This is a genomic window from Candidatus Halobonum tyrrellensis G22 (assembly GCF_000495475.1).
In the GTDB taxonomy this organism is placed as follows: domain Archaea; phylum Halobacteriota; class Halobacteria; order Halobacteriales; family Haloferacaceae; genus Halobonum; species Halobonum tyrrellense.
The window spans coordinates 30577-48555 of sequence record NZ_ASGZ01000018.1 but is presented as its reverse complement, the minus strand read 5'-3'; the positions used below and the strand labels follow the sequence as shown (position 1 = coordinate 48555).

Genomic DNA, 17979 nt, shown 5'->3' with positions numbered 1-17979 from the left:
GACCGGGCGGCCGCCGCGGCCGCGGCGGCCGCCGAACGGGGGACCCCCGACTGGGACGGAAAGCGGTGGGCGTTCGCCGGCCGGACCGACGCGCTCCAGGGGCGGGCAGTGCGCGTCCCGCGGGGGGCGCCGACCGACGCGTGGACCGCGTCGGGGCGCACCGACCGGTTCTGAGACCGCGCCGACGCCCCACGGACGTTGCCATGGCAAGCCGTGCCTTGATGGTCCTTCACGCCCTACCGTCCGGTATGGCCCAGACGGAGACGACCACGACCGAGACGGTGGACAGAAACGGGATGGGTGCCGCCGGGTGGTTCTCGGCCGCGGGGTTCGTGATCATGGGGCTGCTGTATCTCCTGGACGTGACCGAGATCTCCACGTCCGTCCTCTCGCCGATCTGGACGCTCGTGATCGCGTTGGTCGCGGGGATCGGCGCGGTGCTGTTGTACTACGGGGACGACCCGACGGCGTAACGCGCCCGCCCCGCCCGCTCGGCTCTCCCTTCTTCGTACCGCTCTCACCGCCGAGAGCCGTCGGTGGGCGAGTCGGGAGCCGACCGGGTACGACCGCCGGTGTGGAACCGGGGGTTTGAGTAGACGTGCGGGGGTACGGGTGTGCAGGAATGACCGAATTCGAGAAGGTGCTCGTGGCGAACCGCGGGGAGATCGCGGTCCGCGTGATGCGGGCGTGCGAGGAGCTCGAAATCGACACGGTCGCCGTCTACTCGGAGGCGGACAAACAGTCCGGGCACGTCCGGTACGCCGACGAGGCGTACAACGTCGGTCCCGCGCGCGCCGCCGACTCCTACCTCGACGGCGAGGCGGTCGTCGACGCCGCCCGGCAGGCGGGCGCGGACGCGATCCACCCCGGGTACGGCTTCCTCGCCGAGAACGCCGACTTCGCCGCCCGCGTCGAGGACGCCGACGGGGTCACGTGGGTCGGCCCGTCGAGCGACGCGATGGAGACGCTCGGCGAGAAGACCGGGGCGCGAAAAGTGATGGCCAACGCGGACGTGCCGATCGTCCCCGGGACGACCGAACCCGTCGAGGACGCCGACGAGGTGGAGGCGTTCGGCGACGAACACGGCTACCCCGTCGCGATCAAGGCGGAGGGCGGCGGCGGCGGCCGCGGGATGAAGGTGGTCGAGTCGGCCGACGAGGCCGCCGAGAAACTGCAGTCCGCGAAACGGGAGGGCGAGGCGTACTTCTCGAACGACTCGGTCTACCTCGAACGCTACCTGGAGAACCCCCGGCACGTCGAGGTGCAGGTGCTCGCCGACCACCACGGCGAGGTGCGCCACCTCGGCGAACGCGACTGCTCGCTCCAGCGCCGCCACCAGAAGGTGATCGAGGAGGGACCCAGCCCCGCCTTGACCGACGAGTTGCGCGAGCGGATCGGCGAGGCGGCCCGCCGCGGGGTGCGCGCGGCCGACTACACCAACGCCGGCACCGTCGAGTTCCTCGTCGAGGACGACCCCGACCGGGGGGACTGCGAACTCCTCGGCGCCGACGCCGACTTCTACTTCCTCGAAGTCAACACGCGGATCCAGGTCGAACACACCGTCACCGAGGAGTTGACCGGGATCGACATCGTGAAAGAACAGCTCCGGGTGGCGACGGGGGAGCCGGTGAGCTTCGACCAGTCCGAAGTCGAGTTGGAGGGGCACGCCATCGAGTTCCGGATCAACGCCGAGAACGCCGCCGAGGAGTTCGCGCCCGCGACCGGCGGGACGCTCGACACCTACGACCCGCCGGGCGGCATCGGCGTCCGGATGGACGACGCGCTCAGACAGGGCGACGAACTCGTCACCGACTACGACTCGATGGTCGCCAAACTGATCGTGTGGGGCGAGGACCGCGAGGAGTGCGTCGCCCGGTCGCGGCGCGCGCTCGCGGAGTACGACATCGAGGGCGTCGTCACCATCGTCCCGTTCCACCGACTGATGTTGACCGACGAGCGCTTCCTCGCGGGGACGCACACCACGAAGTACCTCGACGAGGAACTCGACCGCGAGCGGATCGCCGAGGCGCAAGCCGAGTGGGGGACCGGGACCGACGCCGCGGGCGACGCGGACGACGAGGAGGGCGAGGAGGCGACCGAACGCGAGTTCACCGTCGAGGTGAACGGCAAGCGCTTCGAGGTCAGCCTGGAGGAACGCGGCGCGCCCGCTATCCAGGTCCCGTCGTCGGCCGAGGCGGGGTCGGGCGGCACCGGCGCGGGCGGCCGCGAACGCCCCGACGCGGCGACCGACGACGAGGAGGACGCGGTGGTCGTCGAGGGCGACGGCGAGACGGTCGAAGCGGAGATGCAGGGGACCATCCTCTCGGTCGACGTAAGCGAGGGCGACGAGGTGGCCGCCGGCGACGTGGTCTGCGTCCTGGAGGCGATGAAGATGGAGAACGACGTGGTCGCCGACTACGGCGGCGTCGTGAGTCGGGTGCTCGTCTCCGAGGGCGACTCCGTCGACATGGGCGACGTGTTGCTCGTGTTGGAGTAGTCCGGACGTACGGCGACGGGACGGACGCGCGGGTCGGTCGCTCGGCCCGCTTCGTCGCTTCGCCCGACTCAGACGCCGAACGTCGCGCGCAGCATGTCGCGCGTCCCCGGACCCATCCCGACGGCGGTGACGGCTATCAGCAGTAGCACCGCGTACCGCGGCGACTCCTCGAACATCTCGCGTTCGAAGATGGCGACCACCGCGGTGGCGGCGACCAGTTTCACGAGCAGGAACGGCCACGCGTCGCCGAGCGTCGACAGCAACACCGGGGGGAACACCGACTGCGAGAAGTCGACGATGGCGGCGTTCACCGGGTGTTTGGGGACGAGGTTGCCGCCGACGCCCGGCGGGGCGGGCGCGAGGCCGGCGTCGCCGACGAGCGCCGCCATCCAGTTGAGTCCGACGACGTTGGCCGCGCCGTCGAGTGCGTGCGCGCAGATGACGACCAGCCCCGCGATACCCGTCCCCTCGTGGACCCACGCCGCCCACCGCTTCGTCGCGTACCACGTCGCCGCCGTCGCGGCGGCGGTGAGCGCGAGCGTCGCGACCAGTACCTGCGGGTAGAAGTCGACGGGCGTGCCGGGGGTCAACGACAGCGCGAACAGGTAGCCGACCGTGACGACGTTGAGCGCGACGCCGACGACGAGAAGCGGGCGGTAGAACCCGTCGAACCGACCGTTACGGGCGAGTCGGACGCAGCCCACGACCGCCGCGAGCGCGACGGCGAAGACGGTGAAGTAGATGACCGGCGAGATGAGCAGCGTGTTCCACGGGTACGGGAACAGCGCGGCCTCCGCCATCGCGTCGTCGGCGTCCTCGACGGTCCGGAGCGCGCCGCCGAAGAAGAAGAACGGGACGAGCGCGAGGAAGAAGTCGGTGTCGCGCGCGATGTTCAGCTTCCGGAGCAGGAGGATGACACCCGAGAGCGCGACCAGGAGCACGACGACGTACCCCACCTCCGAGACCAGCGTGTAGCCCGGTTCGGCGACCGGTTCGGCGGCGGCCGCACACTCCGACTGGCTGTAGAGGTACGTCGTGCCCGCGCCCTCGCGGACCGCACACAGCGCGGAGTTGGCGTCCGCCTGCACCGGACCCCAGAAGTAGTGCCAGACGAACCCGTCGTACACCGTCTCGGGGAACAGCACGCAGCCGGCCGCCAGCGCGAGCACGGCGGCGCCGACCGCGAGGAGGTACGCGCGGACCGGCGTGGTTCCCAACCGGTCGGCGAGCGAGGCAGCAGACATACCGGGTTGGGGAGCCGCGCGTCGTTGAAAGTACCGATCGCGGGTCGGACGGACCGCGGGAGGGCGGCGCTACCGGGGTGTGAGACGGTCGTCGCGCCGCCGGAGAGAAACCGGTCCGACTACGCCGACTGGTGGCTCGCGGCCGCCTTCTTCCGCGTGATGTAGCCCGCGATGCGGTTGCGGACGCCCTTCGACTCGACGTTGGTGAGCGCGGTCACGCTCTCCTTGTTCGTCTCGAAGTCCTGGTTGAACGACTGGGGGTACTTCTCCAGGAGGATCGTCGCCAGCTGCTTGACGTACTTCGGTTTGATCGCCATGCGCGTACGTTGGCCCATTCGGCACTAAAAGCGTTCGTTCCGCGCTCACTCGCGCCGCTCGTCCCGCTCGCGCCACCCGGTCGCCGCCGAGAGGCGGGCGAACGCCTCGCGTTCGCGCGCGCCGCCGCAGCGGTCGACGACGCGCTCGAAGTACGCCAGGCGGTCGAGCAGGTGGGCGGTGTCGTACGCCGGCACGTCCAGCCGCGAGGCGGCGACCGTCGCCTCGATTACGGCGCCGAACCCGCGGTTGATCGTGCGGACGCCCCCGCCGACGACCGCCGACTCCGCGGGGGTGAGCCGCCAGTCGACCCACTCGGTGCCGCCGCGTTCGCCCGCGTCTCCCCGTCGGGCCGACACCCGGACCCACGCGTCCGCCGAGTCGACCACCGGGTCGGACTCCTCGCGGACGGTCACGGCCGCGTCGACGAAGTCGCGCGGGTCGGCGACGAACTGGACGACGCCGCCGCCGCGCGCCGCGAAGTTGCGCCGGGTCCGCGTCCGTCCCCACGTCCGCGCGCGCACCGAGGCGCCGCCGTCGCCGGGGGTCGAGCCGCCGTCGCCGCCCTCGGGTTCGTGGAGACCGAGCGCCGCGAGGTTCCACCGGTCGTTCGGTCCCAGCGTCGCCACCACCGACTCCGTGACGCCGGCGAGCGGCACCGGCCAGTCGGCGCTCGCGTCGGGGTGGTCGGCGTCGTGGTCCGCGGCGTCGGCGTTCGTGCGGGTGTCGGCCGCCCCGGCGTCGCCCGTTCCGCCGTCGCCCGTTCGGCCGTCGCTCACACGGACAGCCCCCGTTCGAGCGCGACGAACAGCGCCGCCGCCGTCAGGTCCGCGGTCGTGCCGGGGTTGATACCGCGGTCGACCAGTTCCTCGGCCCACGCCTCCGCCGCCTCCAGGTCTTCGACCTCGGCCGCCCGGTCGCGGACCGCCGCCGCCACCTCCGGGCCGTGTTCGACGCGGACGAGCGTGTCCTCCGCCTCCCCCAACAGGTCGAGGAACGCGCGCGCCGCCCGGTCGCTCGCGGGACCGTCGTCGGCGAGGACGCCCTCGGCGGCGCGGAAGGAGCGGGGGAAGCCGTCGCGCCACTCGCGGGCGTTGGCGTCCGGAGCGTCGCCGTCGGCCGACCGCGCCATCACGTCCGCGAGCGTCAGCCCCCGCTCGCGGAGTGCGGGTACCGCGTCGGCGCCGCGGCGCACGTCCAACTCCTCGGCGTCGGCGGGCGGGTCCGCCACCGACACGTCGACGCGTTCGAACGCGCGGTAGAAGCCCGCGGCGTCGTCGACGGTCGTCCCCGCACAGACCGCCCGCGCGCGCTCGCGCGTGAGGTCGCCGGCGGCCGCCGCCCGAACCAGCGGCACCAAGAGGAGGAGACAGCCGAACTGCGTGTTGCCGCCCGACTGCTCGCTCATCCCCTCCACCGCGAGTTCGAACGCCTCGCCCACCGGCGCACCCGCCGCCGCGCGCTCCAGTCCGGGTCGCGCGCCGACCGCCCCCGCGAGGAAGTGGTCGAACCGCAGGTCGGTGAAGTCGCGCCGGCGGTCGACGTTCCCGGGTTTGGGCGTCCCCGCGACTTCGAGCAACAGCGCGAGTTCGGCGTTCGCGGCCGGTCCCCTGGTCGCCGCGCCGGCGTCGGGGTCGGCGGTCACGGTCTGGCCCCCGGCTCGGCGTCCTCGGCGTTCCTGCCGCCCCCGCCGTCGGCGGCGAGTTCCGCCTCGACGGCCGCCGCGACCCGCCCGAGCACCCGCGGATCGTCGCTCGGCCGGCCGACGCTCACCGCGTCCGCGCCGTACGACGCGTACTCCGCGACCGTCTCGCGCCCCCTGACGCCGTTGTTCGCGACCAGGAACGCCCCGGGTACGGCCTCGCGCACGTCCGCGACGACGGACTCGGAGTCCATCGCGTCGACGTGGACGATAGCCGCGCCCGCGTCGACCGCCGCCCGCGCGACCGCCGGGAGGTCGACCCCCTCGACCTCCGCGCGCAGTTTCACGCTCGTCGTCGCGCCCGTTCCGGCGACGGCGGCGACGGAGTCGGCGAGTCGCTCGGTGTCGGACAGCAACGCCTCGCCACAGCCCGCCTCGCACATCTCCGCCTGCCGGCAGTGGGCGTTCACCTCGACCATCGCGCCCCGGTCGGCGCAGACCGCCGCCGCCTCCCTGAGCGGGCCGAGCGACGCGCTCCGGAGGTTGACGCCCGCGCGGAGGTCGGCGTCCGACAGCGCCGACAGCTGTCGGTCGAGCCACCGGCGCGGGTCGGGCGGGAGGAACTCCTCGCGCTCGCGGTCGGTCATGGCGAGCGCCGCCGCTCGGGTGGGACCGTCGAGCGCCACCCCCCCGAGGAACGCCGCGCCCGCGTGTTCGGCGCCCGCGAGCGCCCACTCGGCGTCCGAGGCGCCCGACAGCGACGCGAGCGCGAGCGGCGGGTCGAACGGCGCCTCCCGGTCGTCGCTCCCGCTCACCGTGCCGCCTCCAGCGCCGCGGCGCACGCCTCGGCGACCCGTTCGGCGTCGTCGGCGTCGTCCATCCGGGTGTCCGTGCGGACGACCGGTCGGTCGAGGTCGGTGCCGTCGTCGTCGTCGAGGACGAACGCGTCGGCGAACGGGTAGCGCTCGGCGACGCCCGCGGTGCTCGCCTCGGTGCCGGTTCCCTCCATCAGCGTCGCCGCCGGCCCGGAGAACGCGCGGTCCTCGACGAACGGCGAGACGGCGACGACGGTCGCCTCCGCGAGCGCCTCGCGCACCCCGTCGAGCGCGAGCATCGGGCCGATGCTGGTGACCGGGTTCGACGGCCCGACCACCACGTCGTCGTCGAGCGCCGTCAGCGCGGCGTCGCTCGCGGCCGCGTCGTCGGCGTCGCGGAACTCCACCCCCTCGACTTCGGGACCGGCCCGCTCGGCCACCCAGAACTCCTGGAAGTGCAGCGGCCCGTCCGGGGTGTGGACGATGGAGGCGACGGGGTCGTCGCTCATCGGCACCAGGTCGACGTCGAGGCCGAACGCGTCCGCGAGCAGGCGCGTGACCTCGGTCAGCGTGTACCCCTCGTCGAGCAGCGACGTGCGGGTGACGTGGACCGCGCGGTCGCGGTCGCCGATCTCCATGAACTCCGCGACGCCCGAGAACCGCCGCCAGCGGGCGATGTCGCGGCCGGCGGTCTGCGCCTCCTCGGGCAGGTAGCGCGGCCCCGGCTCCAGCCCCGCGGCGTCGGCGAGACGGTCGAGTTCGTCGTGAGTGGCGGTCGTGTCGCCGTCGATACCCCACCACCGCTCGCGGTCGAGGACGCCGCCGCCCGCGAACAGCACCGTGTCGACGTCGGGACAGACGAGGTGCCCCCCGAGTTCGACGTCGTCGCCGGTGTTGCCGACGACCGTCGTCTCGGCGGGCGGGAACACCGACGCGGCACCGTCGAGCAGTTTGGGGGTGCCGGTGCCGCCGGCGAGGAACGTTACCATACCCGTCGTCTCTCGGCCAGTGATTTGAGTGCTGTCGTTGTGGTCGGCCCTCGTCGGAGCGGCCCGCCGCGAGCGCGGTGACGGCCGCCGACAGTACCAGGTGGACCTGGTCGCCGCCGACTTTTTCCGACGACCGCCGGAAACGGCCGGCCGTGACCGCACTCTCGGACCGTATCGAGGGACTCCTCCACGAACCCACCCAGGTGCACGACGACCGTATCGACCTCTCGCTTGCGGACGTGAAGGTGGTCCGCGAACCCGGCCGCGTCGACTTCGGCGGCGGCGAACTCGCGGACGCCGAACTCGACCCGCTGGAGACGGCGCTGCGGAACCCGGGCGACGACTACGGCTGGTACGAACTCCGCGAGGAGAGCTACGTCGTCGAGTTCAACGAGTCGCTGACCGGCGACGACCCCGTCCTCCTCCAGCCGCGGCGCGAACTCCTCGAACGCGGCGGGTCGCTGCCGACGCTCCGAACCTCCGACCTCGGGCCGGTTCCGCTGTCGGTCCCCCACCGGGTCGGCCGGGGGGACGCGCTCAGGCTCAAGGAGAACGCCCGGGTCGCGTCGGTGCTCGACCGCTGAGGCGGGAGTCACCGACGGCTACGCGTTCGTTGCGCGTTCGAGTCGGCCGAGTGGGGGTGAGGTGGGAACCGCTACGGCGTCAGTGGTCCTCGTCCTCGTACACCCACTCGGCGGCGTCAAGGTCCCAGTCGACGAGTTCCGCGTCGTCGAAGAACAGGTCGATCTCGCGTTCGTTCGCGCCCTCGTCCTCGTGGTCGGAGCCGTGGATCACGTTGTGACCCAAGTCGAGTCCGAGGTCGCCCCGGATCGTACCGGGCGCGGAGTCGGCGGGGTCGGTCTCGCCCATCATCGTCCGGACCTGGCGGGTGGCGTCGGCGCCCTCCCACACCATCGCGAAGACGGGTCCCGAGGTGATGAACTCCACCAGCCCCTCGAAGAACGGCTTGCCCTCGTGCTCGCCGTAGTGTTCGTGTGCGAGTTCCTCGTCGATCCGCATGAACTTCGCGCCGACGAGCTTCAGCCCGCGGGTCTCGAACCGCGAGACGATCTCGCCGATGAGACCGCGCTGGACGCCGTCGGGCTTAACCATCACGAAGGTGCGTTCGTCGTGGTGGCTCACGCGAGCCACCCCCGGTGGCGAGCGTGAGCTCGCGAGTCGCAGTCCGCCGAGCGGGAACGTCTCGCGTGGCTCACTCCTGGCCGGCCTCCGTCCACTCGACGTCGCGGGCCTCGCGGCCGAGGTCGGTGTTCTTCTCGCACTTCGCCGAACAGAAGTGCGTGATGCTCCCGTTGCGGCTCACGAACATCGTGCCCGTGCCGGGCTCGATGTCCGCGCCGCAGTAGTCGCAGTCTCGGTGCTGTGGCATTATTGACCTCCGATGGAGTCGGCGTCGCGCTGGGTCTCCCGAAGCTGGAGCACGTCGCCCTGCTTGATCGGCCCGAGCACGTTTCGCGTGATGATGCGGCCCTGGTTGTCGCCCTCCTGGATGCGGCACTTGACCTGCATCGCCTCGCCGTGCATCCCGGTCTTGCCGACGACCTCGATCACTTCGGCCGACGTGGAGCCGCTCTCTTGTTCTTCAGCCGACATGGTGGGTTATCGCAGTTCCTCGACCTTGTCCGCGATGTCCTCGACGTCGGACTCGGCGTCGCCGGCGTCGGTGACGGCGGCGGCCGCGGAGCCGACTTCGAGGCCGGCGGCGTGGCCCACGTCGTCTTGGGTGTCGATGAAGACGTACGGGATGCCCTTCTCCTCGCAGAGTTCGGGGAGGTGCATCACGATCTCCTCGGGTTCGACGTCCTCGGCGATGTAGACGAGTTGGGCGTTGCCGCGTTCGACGGCCTTGGTCGTCTCGTTGGTTCCTTTCTTGACGGTGCCTGTGTCGCGGGCGACCTCGAGCGCGTCGAGGCTTCGCTCCGCGAGGTCCGCGGGTACATCGTAGTCGACGTAGACTGACATTGGTGGGTGCTCCTCCGTTCGGTGGCTCGACTTCCCCGCCACTCGTAGAGTCCCTGAGCGCGGAGAGGGTCACGACCCCGAACGGGTCGTACTACATCGGTTTGCCGTCTGCCTGTATAAACGTGTTCAATGCGTCTCGGGCGTGCGAACAGTCGACACGGCTCCTGCGGCGGGTTCGCCCAGTCGGACCCGCCCCGCCAACCGGCGGGGGGTCGGACGCCGGCGGTCCGACGCTCCGACGGCCGCCGGCTTCAATACGTCCGGCCGGGAGCGGCCAACGAGTGACCTCACCTCCGTTCGCGCCGGCCGTCGACCCCGCGAAACCCGCAGAGCGCGACGAACGCCCGGAAACCCCGGACCCCCTCGAACGCCCGGACCCGTCCGGTCGGAGGCCGACCGATGGGCGGTGAGGCGACGCCCGACGTCCGGCCTGAAGCGCTCGCGGACGCCGCCGGCGCCGCCGACGCGGCGGTGGCGGCCGACGACGCGGCGGCCGGCGACGTGTTCCCCCAGTCCGTCGCGAGCGGCGGGCCGACGCCCGAGGGGGTCGTCCTCTGGACCCGCCTGGACCCCGAGCGGTACGACCCCGCGGAACCGGTGGTGGTCGCCGTCGCCGACACCGAAAACGGCGACGACGCGGGCGGAGGCGGAGGGTTCGCCGACCCGGTACTCGCCGGGCGCGTCCCCGACGACCGGGTGGGCGAGGCGTACGGCCACACCGTCCGCATCGACGTGGACGGCCGGCTGGAGTCGGACACCGAGTACCGCTACCGGTTCGTCCACGACGGCGTCGCCTCCCGGACGGGTCGGTGCCGGACCCTGCCCACGCCCGACGCCAGCCCCGAGTCGGTCCGGTTCGGGGTGGTCGGCTGTCAGGACTACGAGAACGGCTACTACGGCGGGTTCGCGCACGTCGCCGACGAGGACGTCGACTTCCTGCTCCACACGGGCGACCTCATCTACGAGTCGGCCGGCGGCCTGTTCGCGGGGAGCGACCGCCCGACCGGCCGCGACCTGACGCTCCCGAGCGGGCACGACCGCGCGTCGTCGCTCGCCGACTACCGGTATCTCCACCGCACCTACCGGTCGGACCCGCTGTACCAGCGCGCGCTCGAAGCGCACACCCTGATCGCGTCGTGGGACGACCACGCGGTGTCGAACGACCGCTACTGGGACGACGCGGCCGACGCGCCCGCGCTCCCCGACCACCCGCGCGGCGACGACCCGGCGTTCGCCGAGCGGTTGACCGCGGCCGGCACCCGCGCGTGGTACGAACACGTCCCCGCGCGGGTCCGGTACGACCCCGAGGAGGCGCACCTCCACGACTCGTTCCGGCTCTACCGGTCGCTCCGGTTCGGTGACTTGCTCGACCTGCTGGTCACCGACCACCGCTTCTACCGCGACGGCCCGCCGCCGGACGCGCTGTCGCTGTTCGGCGCGACGTTCGGACTCGGCCGGGAGGGCGCGCCCGACCGCTCGATGCTCGGCGCCGACCAGTTCGACTGGTTCGACCGCCGGGTCCGGGAGGCGGACGGCCGCTGGCTGGGGTGGGTCAGCGCCGTCACGTCGGTGCCGTTCCGGGTGGGGGCGGGGCGGCTGTCGGTGTACCCGAAGGCCGACTCGACGTGGGACGGCTTCCCCGCCGAGCGTCGCCGGGCGTTCGACGCCCTCGCGGACGCCGATCCGTCGGTCGTGACGGTGAGCGGCGACTTACACAGCTACGTCGTCGGCACGCAACTGACCGAGGGGACGCGGGGCGACGCCGTCGGCACGGAGTTCATGGGGCCCGCGATGACGAGCGTCAACATCGCGGAGTCGCTCGGCGTCGCGGAGGGACTCGCCGGGCGGCTCACCCGGGCGCTGTTCGGGCGGGGCGTGCCCGCGATGAACCCCCAGACCGCGTTCTTCGACACCCACGACTGGGGGTACGCGGTCGTGGAGTTCTCCCGGGAGTCGTGTACGTACACCGCCTACGCCGTCGACAAGACCGTCGACGACGCCGACGCGGACCGGCGGCCGGTGGCGCGGTACCGCCGTCCCCACGACCGTCCGACGGTCGAACCCGACGCGCTCCCGCCGGGCGACCCGCCGCTGGGCGGCTGACCGGGGCCGCCACGGGGCCGACCCGGACCGAGTCCGGGCGCGTCGGCGGGCCGGGGAGAGGAAAGACCCATCCCCGCCCGCGCGGAACTGCGCGCATGGACGCGGACGGCGGCGGTCCGGGGGGCACCGACCCGACGGACCCCGCGAACTCCACGACTCCCGCGACCCTCGCGGACCTGGCGGCGGCACTCCGGACGGAGGCCGAGCGGACGAACGGGCGGCGCCTTCTCACGATTCACGGCGACCGGGACGCCTGTCTCGACGCGGCGTACACCGCGCTCGACGCGGCCGGGGTCGACGACGACGGCGTGACCCTGCTCACGACGAGAGAGGGGTTCCGCTACGACCGCCTGCGGCCGAAACACGCCGACCAGTTGTTGGGGACGACGCGCGACGCCGTCGTCTGTGACGCGTTCGCGGAGTTCTCGCCCAACGCGGTCGGGCAGTCCGTCGGCGCCGTCGACGGCGGCGGTCTCTACGTCCTCTTGGCGCCGCCGCTCGACGGCTGGCCCGACCGCCGCGACGACTTCGACGAGTCGCTCGCGGTGCCGCCGTTCGGCGTCGACGACGTCACCGGTCGGTTCCGGACGCGGGTTGTCGACACGCTGCGGTCGCACCCGGGCGTCGCGGTGTACGACGCCGCGCGGGAGTCGGTCGAACGCGACGGGCTGACCGGCGCCGGGGCGCCGCCGCCCGAACCCGGACCGCGGGTCCCCGACGACCCGGCGTTCCCGGCGGCGGCGTACGAGGCGTGTCTCACCCGCGACCAGTCGCGCGCGCTCCGGGAACTCGAACGACTCCGCTCGCCGGGCGAGGCGGTGGTCGTCGAGGCCGACCGCGGGCGGGGGAAGTCGAGCGCGGCGGGTCTCGCGGCGGGCGCGCTCGCGGCGGCGGGCCGGGACGTGCTCGTCACCGCGCCGTCGTTCGACGGCGCCGCCGCGCTGTTCGAACGCGCCCGCGCGCTGCTCGCGGACCTCGGAGCGCTCGCCGGCGGCGGCGCGGACCCCGACGACGAGAGCGACTCCGACGCCGACCCCGCCCGGGACGCCGACCCGAACCGGACGGACCGAACCGACCGGACGCTGACCGCGACCGGCGGCGGACGCGTCCGGTTCGAGCGCCCCGCCGACGCCGCGCCGGCCGCGGCCGACGCGGACGCGGTCGTCGTCGACGAGGCGGCCGCCCTCCCGGTCCACGTGCTCGGGTCGTTCCTCGACGCGCCCGCGGCGGCGTTCGTCACGACCGTCCACGGCTACGAGGGCGCGGGCCGGGGCTTCTCCGTCCGCTTCCGCGACCGACTCGCCGACGCGGACGCGGGCGTCACCGAGGTTCGGCTGGACGACCCGATCCGGTACGCACGCGACGACCCCGTCGAGTCGTGGGCGTTCCGCGCGCTCCTCCTCGACGCTCGGCCGCCCGTCGCCGCGGCCGTCGACGAGGCGACGCCCGGGACCGTCGACTACCGCGCGCTCGGGGCCGACGACCTCGCGGCGGACGAACACCTGCTCCGGGAGGCGTTCGGACTGCTCGTGCTCGCCCACTACCGCACCGAGCCGAACGACCTCGCGCGCCTGCTCGACGCGCCCAACCTCTCGGTGCGGGCGCTCTCCCACCGGGGGCGGGTCGTCTCGGTCGCGCTGCTCGCCCGCGAGGGCGGACTCGACGCCGACACGCGCGCGGGGATGTACCGCGGCGAGCGGGTCAGGGGGAACATGGTGCCGGACGTGCTGACGAGCCAGTTGCGCGACCCCGAGGCGGGCGAACCGGTCGGCTACCGCGTGATGCGCATCGCCACCCACCACGCGGTCCGGTCGCGCGGGCTGGGGTCGCGGCTGCTCTCGGCGGTCGCCGACGAGTTCGGCGCCGACGCCGACTACCTCTCGACGGGGTTCGGCGCGACGCCGGAGCTGCTCGGCTTCTGGGTCGACAACGGGTTTCGAACGGTCCACCTCTCGACGACGCGCAACGGCGCGAGCGGCGAACACTCCGCCGTGATGCTCCGGCCGACGGGCGACGCCGGCCGGGCGCTGGCCGACCGGACGGCCGCCCGCTTCCGCGACCGGGTGGGCGCGGTGCTGTCGGACGCGCTCCACGACGCCGACCCGGACGTGGTGCGGGCGACTCTGCGGGCGTGCGAGGCGGACCCGACTCCCCTGGTGGACTGCTCCGACTACGAGTGGCGCGTCGTCGTCGGCGCGGCGTACGGCACCGGGCTGTACGACGCCGCGCCGCGCCCGTTCCGCCGACTGGCGCTCGCGTACCTGCTCGGAACGGAATCGGAGCCGACGGCCGACCTCGACCCCCGCGAGGAGCGTCTCCTCGTCGAGAAGGTGCTTCAGGGCCGGCCGTGGGAGGCGGTCGCCGCGGACCTGGGCTACCACTCGCCGGGCGAGTGCATGCGCGCGCTCGGGGCGGCCTACCGGCCGCTTGTCGACGCCTACGGCGGGAGCGTCGCCCGCGAGGAGCGCGCGCGACTCGACGACTGAACCGGCGGTCCGCCGACGGGTGCGCGACCGCCCACTCCGGACGGCCCTGGCGACGCATCCGGGACCGCGGCTCGCCTCACTCGGCTATCGCGCCGTGCGGAACTCGCCGTGTCGCATCCCGAAGTAGAACGCCACGACCGAGAACACGATCATCGAGGGGAGTACCATCATGAACACGGTCGACGGCTGCATCACGGCCGTGAGCGCCACCGTGGCGACGGCGACGATCGCGACCAGCGGCGCCACCGAGCGCGTGAAGTCGAACTCCATGCGGGCGGTTCGGGCCGAACGGGTAAAACGCTGAACACGCGCGACCGTCCCGACCCACCGGTCGGTCACCGATCCGACCGCCGGAGCCGCCGCGCGCCGGCGTAGATGGCCGCGTTGACCACCGCCGAGAGCGCGAACAGCACGGCGAGGCTGCGGCCGAACCCGAGCGCGCCCCCCTCGGCGCCCGGCCCGAGCGCCGCGGCGCCGACCCACGCGAGCGCCGCGAGCGACCCCCAAACGAGGAGGATCACCGCGACTCGGCCGCCGCCCCCGGAGCCGTTCGCTACCCCGTGTGCCGTGGGATCGTAGCCCGTGGCCATGGGATCGGTTATTATCGTTCGTTAATAAGCGTTTTTGCTCGACCGATAGCGGTGAAAACGAGTCCGTGTATCGGCGGGGGGAGCTACCGTTATCCGCGCGGGGGTCCCAGTCGGGGGTATGGTCGAGTTGGTGACGGCGGCGGCGGTGCTGTTGCTCGTCGCGGGCGTCGCGGGCAGTTTCCTGCCGCTGTTGCCGGCGGGACTGCTCTCGCTGGCGGGGGTGTACGTCTACGCTCTGGCCGCTCCGGCGGGAGCGCCGCGAGCGTCGGTGTGGCTGCTCGTCGGGCTGACGGTCGTCGGGCTGCTCACGGCGCTGCTCGAACAGTTCGGCGGCGCCGTCGCCTCGAAGGCGGGCGGCGCCGAGACGACCACGACCGTCGCGGCGGCGCTCGCGTCGGTGCTCCTCCTTTTCGTGGTCGGGCCGCTGGGCGTCGTCGTCGGCACCGTCGGGGTGGTGCTCGCGGCCGAACTTTCGCGCGGGAAACCCCCCCGGACGGCGGCCGTCGCGGCCGTCTGGACCGCCGGCGGCATCCTCGCGTCGTCGGTGGCGCAGTTCCTGCTCACGCTGTCGATGCTCGTCGCGTTCGTCGTCTTCGTCTTCCTGGTCTAAGTCGCGGGGCCGACCCACTCCAACTCGGCTGCGACCCGCTCCAACTCGGCGGCGACACGCAACGCGCGCTCGTCCGCGCCCGCGGGCGCGACCAGTTGTAACCCCACCGGCGCGCCGTCGGCGCTCCCGCACGGCACCGACACCGCGGGCTGACCGGTGCAGTTGAACGGCGCGGTGTCGACCAGGAGGTCGGTCGGGGCGAGCGTCGCGTCCGGCCCGTCGCCGACAGCGCCGAACGCCGGCGCCGCGACGGGGACGGTCGGCGTCGCCAGCACGTCGACCTGTTCGAACAGCACCTGCGTCCGGCGAACGATCCGTCGACGGGCGTCCCACGCGTCCGCGTAGGCGTCGGGGTAGTCCTCGTTGAGCGCGCGGCCGACCGCGACGGTCCGCTCGACGCGCTCCGGCACCCCGCCCGCGCCGTCGAACGCCGCCCGGAGCGCCGCGCGGGCGTCCGGGTCGCGGCCGTCGCCCAGCGGCTGCCCGCCCGCGTCGACGACCGTCGCGAACTCCGCTGCCGTCTGGAGTCGGCTGACGAACCCGGCGTCGCCGTGTTCGGGGAACCCGACGTGTTCGACCGTCACGCCGCCGCACCGCGAGAGACCGGTCAGCGCCCGCTCGACCACCGCGCGCACCGCCGGCGCGGCGGCGGCGACGAACTCGTTTGGGACGCCGACGCGCAGGCGGCCGAGTCCGGTGGCGAGTTCGGCGACGGCGTCCGTGGGTTCGGCCGCCGCGCCCGCGGGCCGGACCGGGTCGCGGCCGGAGACCGCATCGAGCGTACGCGCCGCCGTGTGGACGTCGCCCGCGAGCACGCCCACGTGGTCGAGCGTCGGCGCGAGGTCGAGCACGCCCGTCCGGGGGACGCGGTCGAACGTCGGTTTCACGCCGACGAGACCGCAGAACGCCGCGGGAATCCGGAGGTTCCCGGCGGTGTCGGTGCCGACGGCGGCGTCCGCCAGCCCGCCCGCGACCGCCGCCGCGCTCCCGCTGGAGGAGCCGCCGGGGACGCGGCCCGCGGCCGCGGGGTTCGCCGTCCGACCCGCCGCACAGCCCTCGCCCGTGGTGCCGAGCGCGAGGGGGTCCATCCGGGTCGTCCCCACGAGGTCGGCGCCGGCCGCCCGCAGCCGCTCGACCACCGCGGCGTCGGCCGACGGCTCCCACGACAGCGACCGAGTGCCCGCGCGGTGGGTGACGCCGCGGACCGCGACGTTGTCCTTCGTGGCGACCGCCAGCCCACCCAGCGGGCCGTCGAACGACTCCGGGGCGGCGACCGCCGTGGCGAACGCGTCGTCGGGGTCGTCGCGCGCGACCGACACCACCGGCGAGAACGCCGGGCTGGTGTCGTCGGGGTCGAGACCGTGCGCCCGCGAGGCGTACCGGCGCGCGGTCTCGCGAGCGTCGGTCGCTCGCTCCCCGTTCGACCGCTGGTTCTTCGACGTCCCGTCCGGCGTGTCGTCCATGTCCGTCCCTTCGGGAGGGCGCTGAAAGGCGTTCTGGCAGGGGCGACGGACGGGCGGACGCGGCCGGTCCGGCGTCGGCGGCCGGCTCAGAGACCGAGCAGGTCGCGCGCCTCGGCGGGCGTCGCCACCGGCCGTCCCACCTCGTCGGCGACCCGGACCGCGCGCTCGACGAGCGCCTCGTTGGTCGCCCGCTCGCCCGCCCGGAGGTAGAGGTTGTCCTCCAGTCCGACGCGGACGTGCCCGCCGAGGAGGAGGGCGTGCGTGGTGAGCGGTAGCTGGTGTCTGCCGAACCCGAGGGTGTTGAACTCCGCGCCCGCCGGAAGCTGGTCGACCAGGTGCTGGAGGTTGCGCGGCGACGGCGGGGTGAGCGTCCCCGGTCCGAGGATGAGCGTGAGGTACGGCGGCTCCGCCAGGTCGTCGACGATGCGGAGCGCCTCGTTGAGGTGGCCGTCGTTGAACACCTCCAGTTCGGGTTTGATCCCCCGCTCGCGCATCTCGGCGTGGAGTCCGTCGACGGTGTCGCGGGTGTTCTCGCTGGTCAGCCGCCGGCCGCGGTTCAGCGGTCCCATGTCGAGACTCGCCATCTCCGGGGGAGGGTCGGTCCGCAGCGGCTCCGCGCGGAGCGCCGCGGGCGCGGCGGTGCCGCCCGTCGAGTGCTGGAGTATCGCGTCGTCGGTGGCGTCGCGGACCGCGTCGGCCACCGCCTGAAACCGCTCGGTCGAGAAGGCGCGCTCGCCGTTCTCGCGGCGGGCGTGGAGGTGGAGGACGCTCGCGCCCGCCGCCTCGCAGGCGGCCGCGTCGGCGGCTATCTCCGCGGGCGTCTCGGGAAGGTGGGGCGACGCCTCCTTGCCGTGGATGCCGCCGGTCAACGCCGCCGTCACGACCGCGGGTTTGCCGTCGAGGTAGTCGTCGTAGGTCATCGTCGCTCTACTCGTCCCAGTCGAGTCCCGCCTCGGCGCGGAAGTACTCGCAGTCGCGCTCCGGCGACAGCCCGTACCGCTCGGTGCAGGTGTCGGCGCGGACCGGCCGGACGAACTCGTCGACGACGGTGCAGTAGGCGCGCGCCGTCTCGAACGCGCGGTCGCCGTCCGACTCGCGGTACGCCAGGTGCGGGCAGGCCATAGGTGACCTGCGGCCGCCGACCGCTTAGCCCTGCTCCCCGCCCGGGTCGTCCGAGCGCGTTCTTGTGCTACTCGGGCGCGTTCTTATGCCACTCGGTAACGTATCACTCACATGGAGCCG

21 protein-coding genes are annotated in these 17979 nt (G+C 73.4%); 6 read left to right on the top strand and 15 right to left on the bottom strand.

The genetic code is table 11. From position 1 onward, the window contains the following. The first annotated feature begins 248 nt into the window (after window positions 1-248). Both K933_RS05820 and K933_RS05815 read left to right on the top strand, forming a co-directional pair. Window positions 249-473 (top strand): hypothetical protein, encoded by a 225-nt coding sequence (locus K933_RS05820; protein WP_023393765.1) that lies wholly within the window; start codon window positions 249-251, stop codon window positions 471-473. A 149-nt stretch (window positions 474-622) separates the two neighbouring features. Continuing rightward, a complete protein-coding gene (locus K933_RS05815) occupies window positions 623-2497 on the top strand; it encodes an acetyl-CoA carboxylase biotin carboxylase subunit (protein ID WP_023393764.1) in 1875 nt (624 codons plus the stop codon). 68 nt (window positions 2498-2565) lie between these two features. On the opposite strand, the gene K933_RS05810 is transcribed toward K933_RS05815, so the two are convergent. From K933_RS05810 to cofD, 6 genes are all read right to left on the bottom strand, one after another. Continuing rightward, window positions 2566-3741, bottom strand: a complete 1176-nt coding sequence (locus K933_RS05810) for a DUF63 family protein (RefSeq protein WP_049947642.1) — start codon at window positions 3739-3741, stop codon at window positions 2566-2568. A gap of 119 nt (window positions 3742-3860) precedes the next feature. Beyond that, window positions 3861-4058 carry a 30S ribosomal protein S17e gene (locus K933_RS05805; protein ID WP_023393762.1) on the bottom strand — a complete coding sequence of 66 codons (198 nt, stop codon included), beginning with the start codon at window positions 4056-4058 and terminating at the stop codon, window positions 3861-3863. A 45-nt stretch (window positions 4059-4103) separates the two neighbouring features. Beyond that, the gene (locus tag K933_RS05800) at window positions 4104-4715 is read right to left on the bottom strand and encodes a DUF447 domain-containing protein (protein WP_049947647.1); all 612 of its coding nucleotides are present in this window, start codon (window positions 4713-4715) and stop codon (window positions 4104-4106) included. Window positions 4716-4831: 116 nt separating this feature from the next. Continuing rightward, window positions 4832-5701: a triphosphoribosyl-dephospho-CoA synthase gene (locus K933_RS05795; RefSeq protein ID WP_023393760.1), complete on the bottom strand. Its 870-nt coding sequence runs from the start codon at window positions 5699-5701 to the stop codon at window positions 4832-4834. Continuing rightward, window positions 5698-6513, bottom strand: coding sequence for a tRNA-dihydrouridine synthase (locus K933_RS05790; RefSeq protein ID WP_049947646.1), 816 nt, complete (start codon window positions 6511-6513; stop codon window positions 5698-5700). Before K933_RS05790 ends, K933_RS05795 begins: the two co-directional genes overlap by 4 nt. Then, on the bottom strand, window positions 6510-7502 hold the full coding sequence (gene cofD, locus K933_RS05785) for a 2-phospho-L-lactate transferase (protein ID WP_023393758.1): 993 nt from the start codon (window positions 7500-7502) through the stop codon (window positions 6510-6512). Before cofD ends, K933_RS05790 begins: the two co-directional genes overlap by 4 nt. A 152-nt stretch (window positions 7503-7654) precedes the next feature. Here cofD and K933_RS05780 point away from each other — a divergent pair, with 152 nt between their 5' ends. Continuing rightward, entirely contained in the window at window positions 7655-8086 is a 432-nt protein-coding gene (locus tag K933_RS05780) for a deoxycytidine triphosphate deaminase (protein WP_023393757.1), read from the top strand. A 79-nt stretch (window positions 8087-8165) separates the two neighbouring features. Here K933_RS05780 and ndk read toward each other — a convergent pair whose 3' ends face one another. The 4 genes from ndk to rpl7ae form a co-directional block, all read right to left on the bottom strand. Beyond that, the gene (ndk, locus tag K933_RS05775; protein WP_023393756.1) at window positions 8166-8645 is read right to left on the bottom strand and encodes a nucleoside-diphosphate kinase; all 480 of its coding nucleotides are present in this window, start codon (window positions 8643-8645) and stop codon (window positions 8166-8168) included. 70 nt (window positions 8646-8715) lie between these two features. After that, a complete protein-coding gene (locus K933_RS05770) occupies window positions 8716-8892 on the bottom strand; it encodes a 50S ribosomal protein L24e (RefSeq protein ID WP_023393755.1) in 177 nt (58 codons plus the stop codon). Next, window positions 8892-9116 carry a 30S ribosomal protein S28e gene (locus tag K933_RS05765; protein WP_023393754.1) on the bottom strand — a complete coding sequence of 75 codons (225 nt, stop codon included), beginning with the start codon at window positions 9114-9116 and terminating at the stop codon, window positions 8892-8894. Before K933_RS05765 ends, K933_RS05770 begins: the two co-directional genes overlap by 1 nt. Before the next feature lie 6 nt (window positions 9117-9122). Beyond that, window positions 9123-9485: a 50S ribosomal protein L7Ae gene (gene rpl7ae / locus K933_RS05760; protein WP_023393753.1), complete on the bottom strand. Its 363-nt coding sequence runs from the start codon at window positions 9483-9485 to the stop codon at window positions 9123-9125. A gap of 399 nt (window positions 9486-9884) precedes the next feature. On the opposite strand from rpl7ae, the gene K933_RS05755 reads away from it, so the two are divergent. Then, the gene (locus K933_RS05755) at window positions 9885-11588 is read left to right on the top strand and encodes an alkaline phosphatase D family protein (RefSeq protein WP_023393752.1); all 1704 of its coding nucleotides are present in this window, start codon (window positions 9885-9887) and stop codon (window positions 11586-11588) included. A 95-nt stretch (window positions 11589-11683) separates the two neighbouring features. Continuing rightward, the gene (tmcA, locus tag K933_RS05750; protein ID WP_023393751.1) at window positions 11684-14074 is read left to right on the top strand and encodes a tRNA(Met) cytidine acetyltransferase TmcA; all 2391 of its coding nucleotides are present in this window, start codon (window positions 11684-11686) and stop codon (window positions 14072-14074) included. 84 nt (window positions 14075-14158) lie between these two features. Here the strand turns inward: tmcA and K933_RS05745 are convergent, their stop codons facing one another. Both K933_RS05745 and K933_RS05740 read right to left on the bottom strand, forming a co-directional pair. Beyond that, a complete protein-coding gene (locus K933_RS05745) occupies window positions 14159-14344 on the bottom strand; it encodes a DUF7333 family protein (protein WP_023393750.1) in 186 nt (61 codons plus the stop codon). 65 nt (window positions 14345-14409) lie between these two features. After that, entirely contained in the window at window positions 14410-14664 is a 255-nt protein-coding gene (locus tag K933_RS05740) for a hypothetical protein (RefSeq protein ID WP_023393749.1), read from the bottom strand. A 118-nt stretch (window positions 14665-14782) separates the two neighbouring features. On the opposite strand from K933_RS05740, the gene K933_RS05735 reads away from it, so the two are divergent. Continuing rightward, a complete protein-coding gene (locus K933_RS05735) occupies window positions 14783-15274 on the top strand; it encodes a DUF456 family protein (protein ID WP_023393748.1) in 492 nt (163 codons plus the stop codon). On the opposite strand, the gene K933_RS05730 is transcribed toward K933_RS05735, so the two are convergent. The 3 genes from K933_RS05730 to K933_RS05720 all read right to left on the bottom strand — a co-directional run bounded on the left by K933_RS05730 (window position 15271) and on the right by K933_RS05720 (window position 17859). Continuing rightward, a complete protein-coding gene (locus K933_RS05730; protein ID WP_023393747.1) occupies window positions 15271-16737 on the bottom strand; it encodes an amidase in 1467 nt (488 codons plus the stop codon). The genes K933_RS05735 and K933_RS05730 overlap by 4 nt on opposite strands. Before the next feature lie 86 nt (window positions 16738-16823). Further along, window positions 16824-17657, bottom strand: coding sequence for a BKACE family enzyme (locus K933_RS05725; protein WP_023393746.1), 834 nt, complete (start codon window positions 17655-17657; stop codon window positions 16824-16826). Window positions 17658-17664: 7 nt separating this feature from the next. After that, entirely contained in the window at window positions 17665-17859 is a 195-nt protein-coding gene (locus K933_RS05720) for a hypothetical protein (protein ID WP_023393745.1), read from the bottom strand. Window positions 17860-17979 lie beyond the last annotated feature (120 nt).

Coding starts and splice junctions, on each gene's coding strand:
- K933_RS05820 (WP_023393765.1), top strand. CDS start 249: ATGGCCCAGACGGAGACGACCACGACCGAGACGGTGGACAGAAACGGG.
- K933_RS05815 (WP_023393764.1), top strand. CDS start 623: ATGACCGAATTCGAGAAGGTGCTCGTGGCGAACCGCGGGGAGATCGCG.
- K933_RS05810 (WP_049947642.1), bottom strand. CDS start 3,741: ATGTCTGCTGCCTCGCTCGCCGACCGGTTGGGAACCACGCCGGTCCGC.
- K933_RS05805 (WP_023393762.1), bottom strand. CDS start 4,058: ATGGCGATCAAACCGAAGTACGTCAAGCAGCTGGCGACGATCCTCCTG.
- cofD (WP_023393758.1), bottom strand. CDS start 7,502: ATGGTAACGTTCCTCGCCGGCGGCACCGGCACCCCCAAACTGCTCGAC.
- K933_RS05770 (WP_023393755.1), bottom strand. CDS start 8,892: ATGCCACAGCACCGAGACTGCGACTACTGCGGCGCGGACATCGAGCCC.
- K933_RS05765 (WP_023393754.1), bottom strand. CDS start 9,116: ATGTCGGCTGAAGAACAAGAGAGCGGCTCCACGTCGGCCGAAGTGATC.
- rpl7ae (WP_023393753.1), bottom strand. CDS start 9,485: ATGTCAGTCTACGTCGACTACGATGTACCCGCGGACCTCGCGGAGCGA.
- K933_RS05755 (WP_023393752.1), top strand. CDS start 9,885: ATGGGCGGTGAGGCGACGCCCGACGTCCGGCCTGAAGCGCTCGCGGAC.
- tmcA (WP_023393751.1), top strand. CDS start 11,684: ATGGACGCGGACGGCGGCGGTCCGGGGGGCACCGACCCGACGGACCCC.
- K933_RS05745 (WP_023393750.1), bottom strand. CDS start 14,344: ATGGAGTTCGACTTCACGCGCTCGGTGGCGCCGCTGGTCGCGATCGTC.
- K933_RS05740 (WP_023393749.1), bottom strand. CDS start 14,664: ATGGCCACGGGCTACGATCCCACGGCACACGGGGTAGCGAACGGCTCC.
- K933_RS05735 (WP_023393748.1), top strand. CDS start 14,783: ATGGTCGAGTTGGTGACGGCGGCGGCGGTGCTGTTGCTCGTCGCGGGC.
- K933_RS05730 (WP_023393747.1), bottom strand. CDS start 16,737: ATGGACGACACGCCGGACGGGACGTCGAAGAACCAGCGGTCGAACGGG.
- K933_RS05725 (WP_023393746.1), bottom strand. CDS start 17,657: ATGACCTACGACGACTACCTCGACGGCAAACCCGCGGTCGTGACGGCG.
- K933_RS05720 (WP_023393745.1), bottom strand. CDS start 17,859: ATGGCCTGCCCGCACCTGGCGTACCGCGAGTCGGACGGCGACCGCGCG.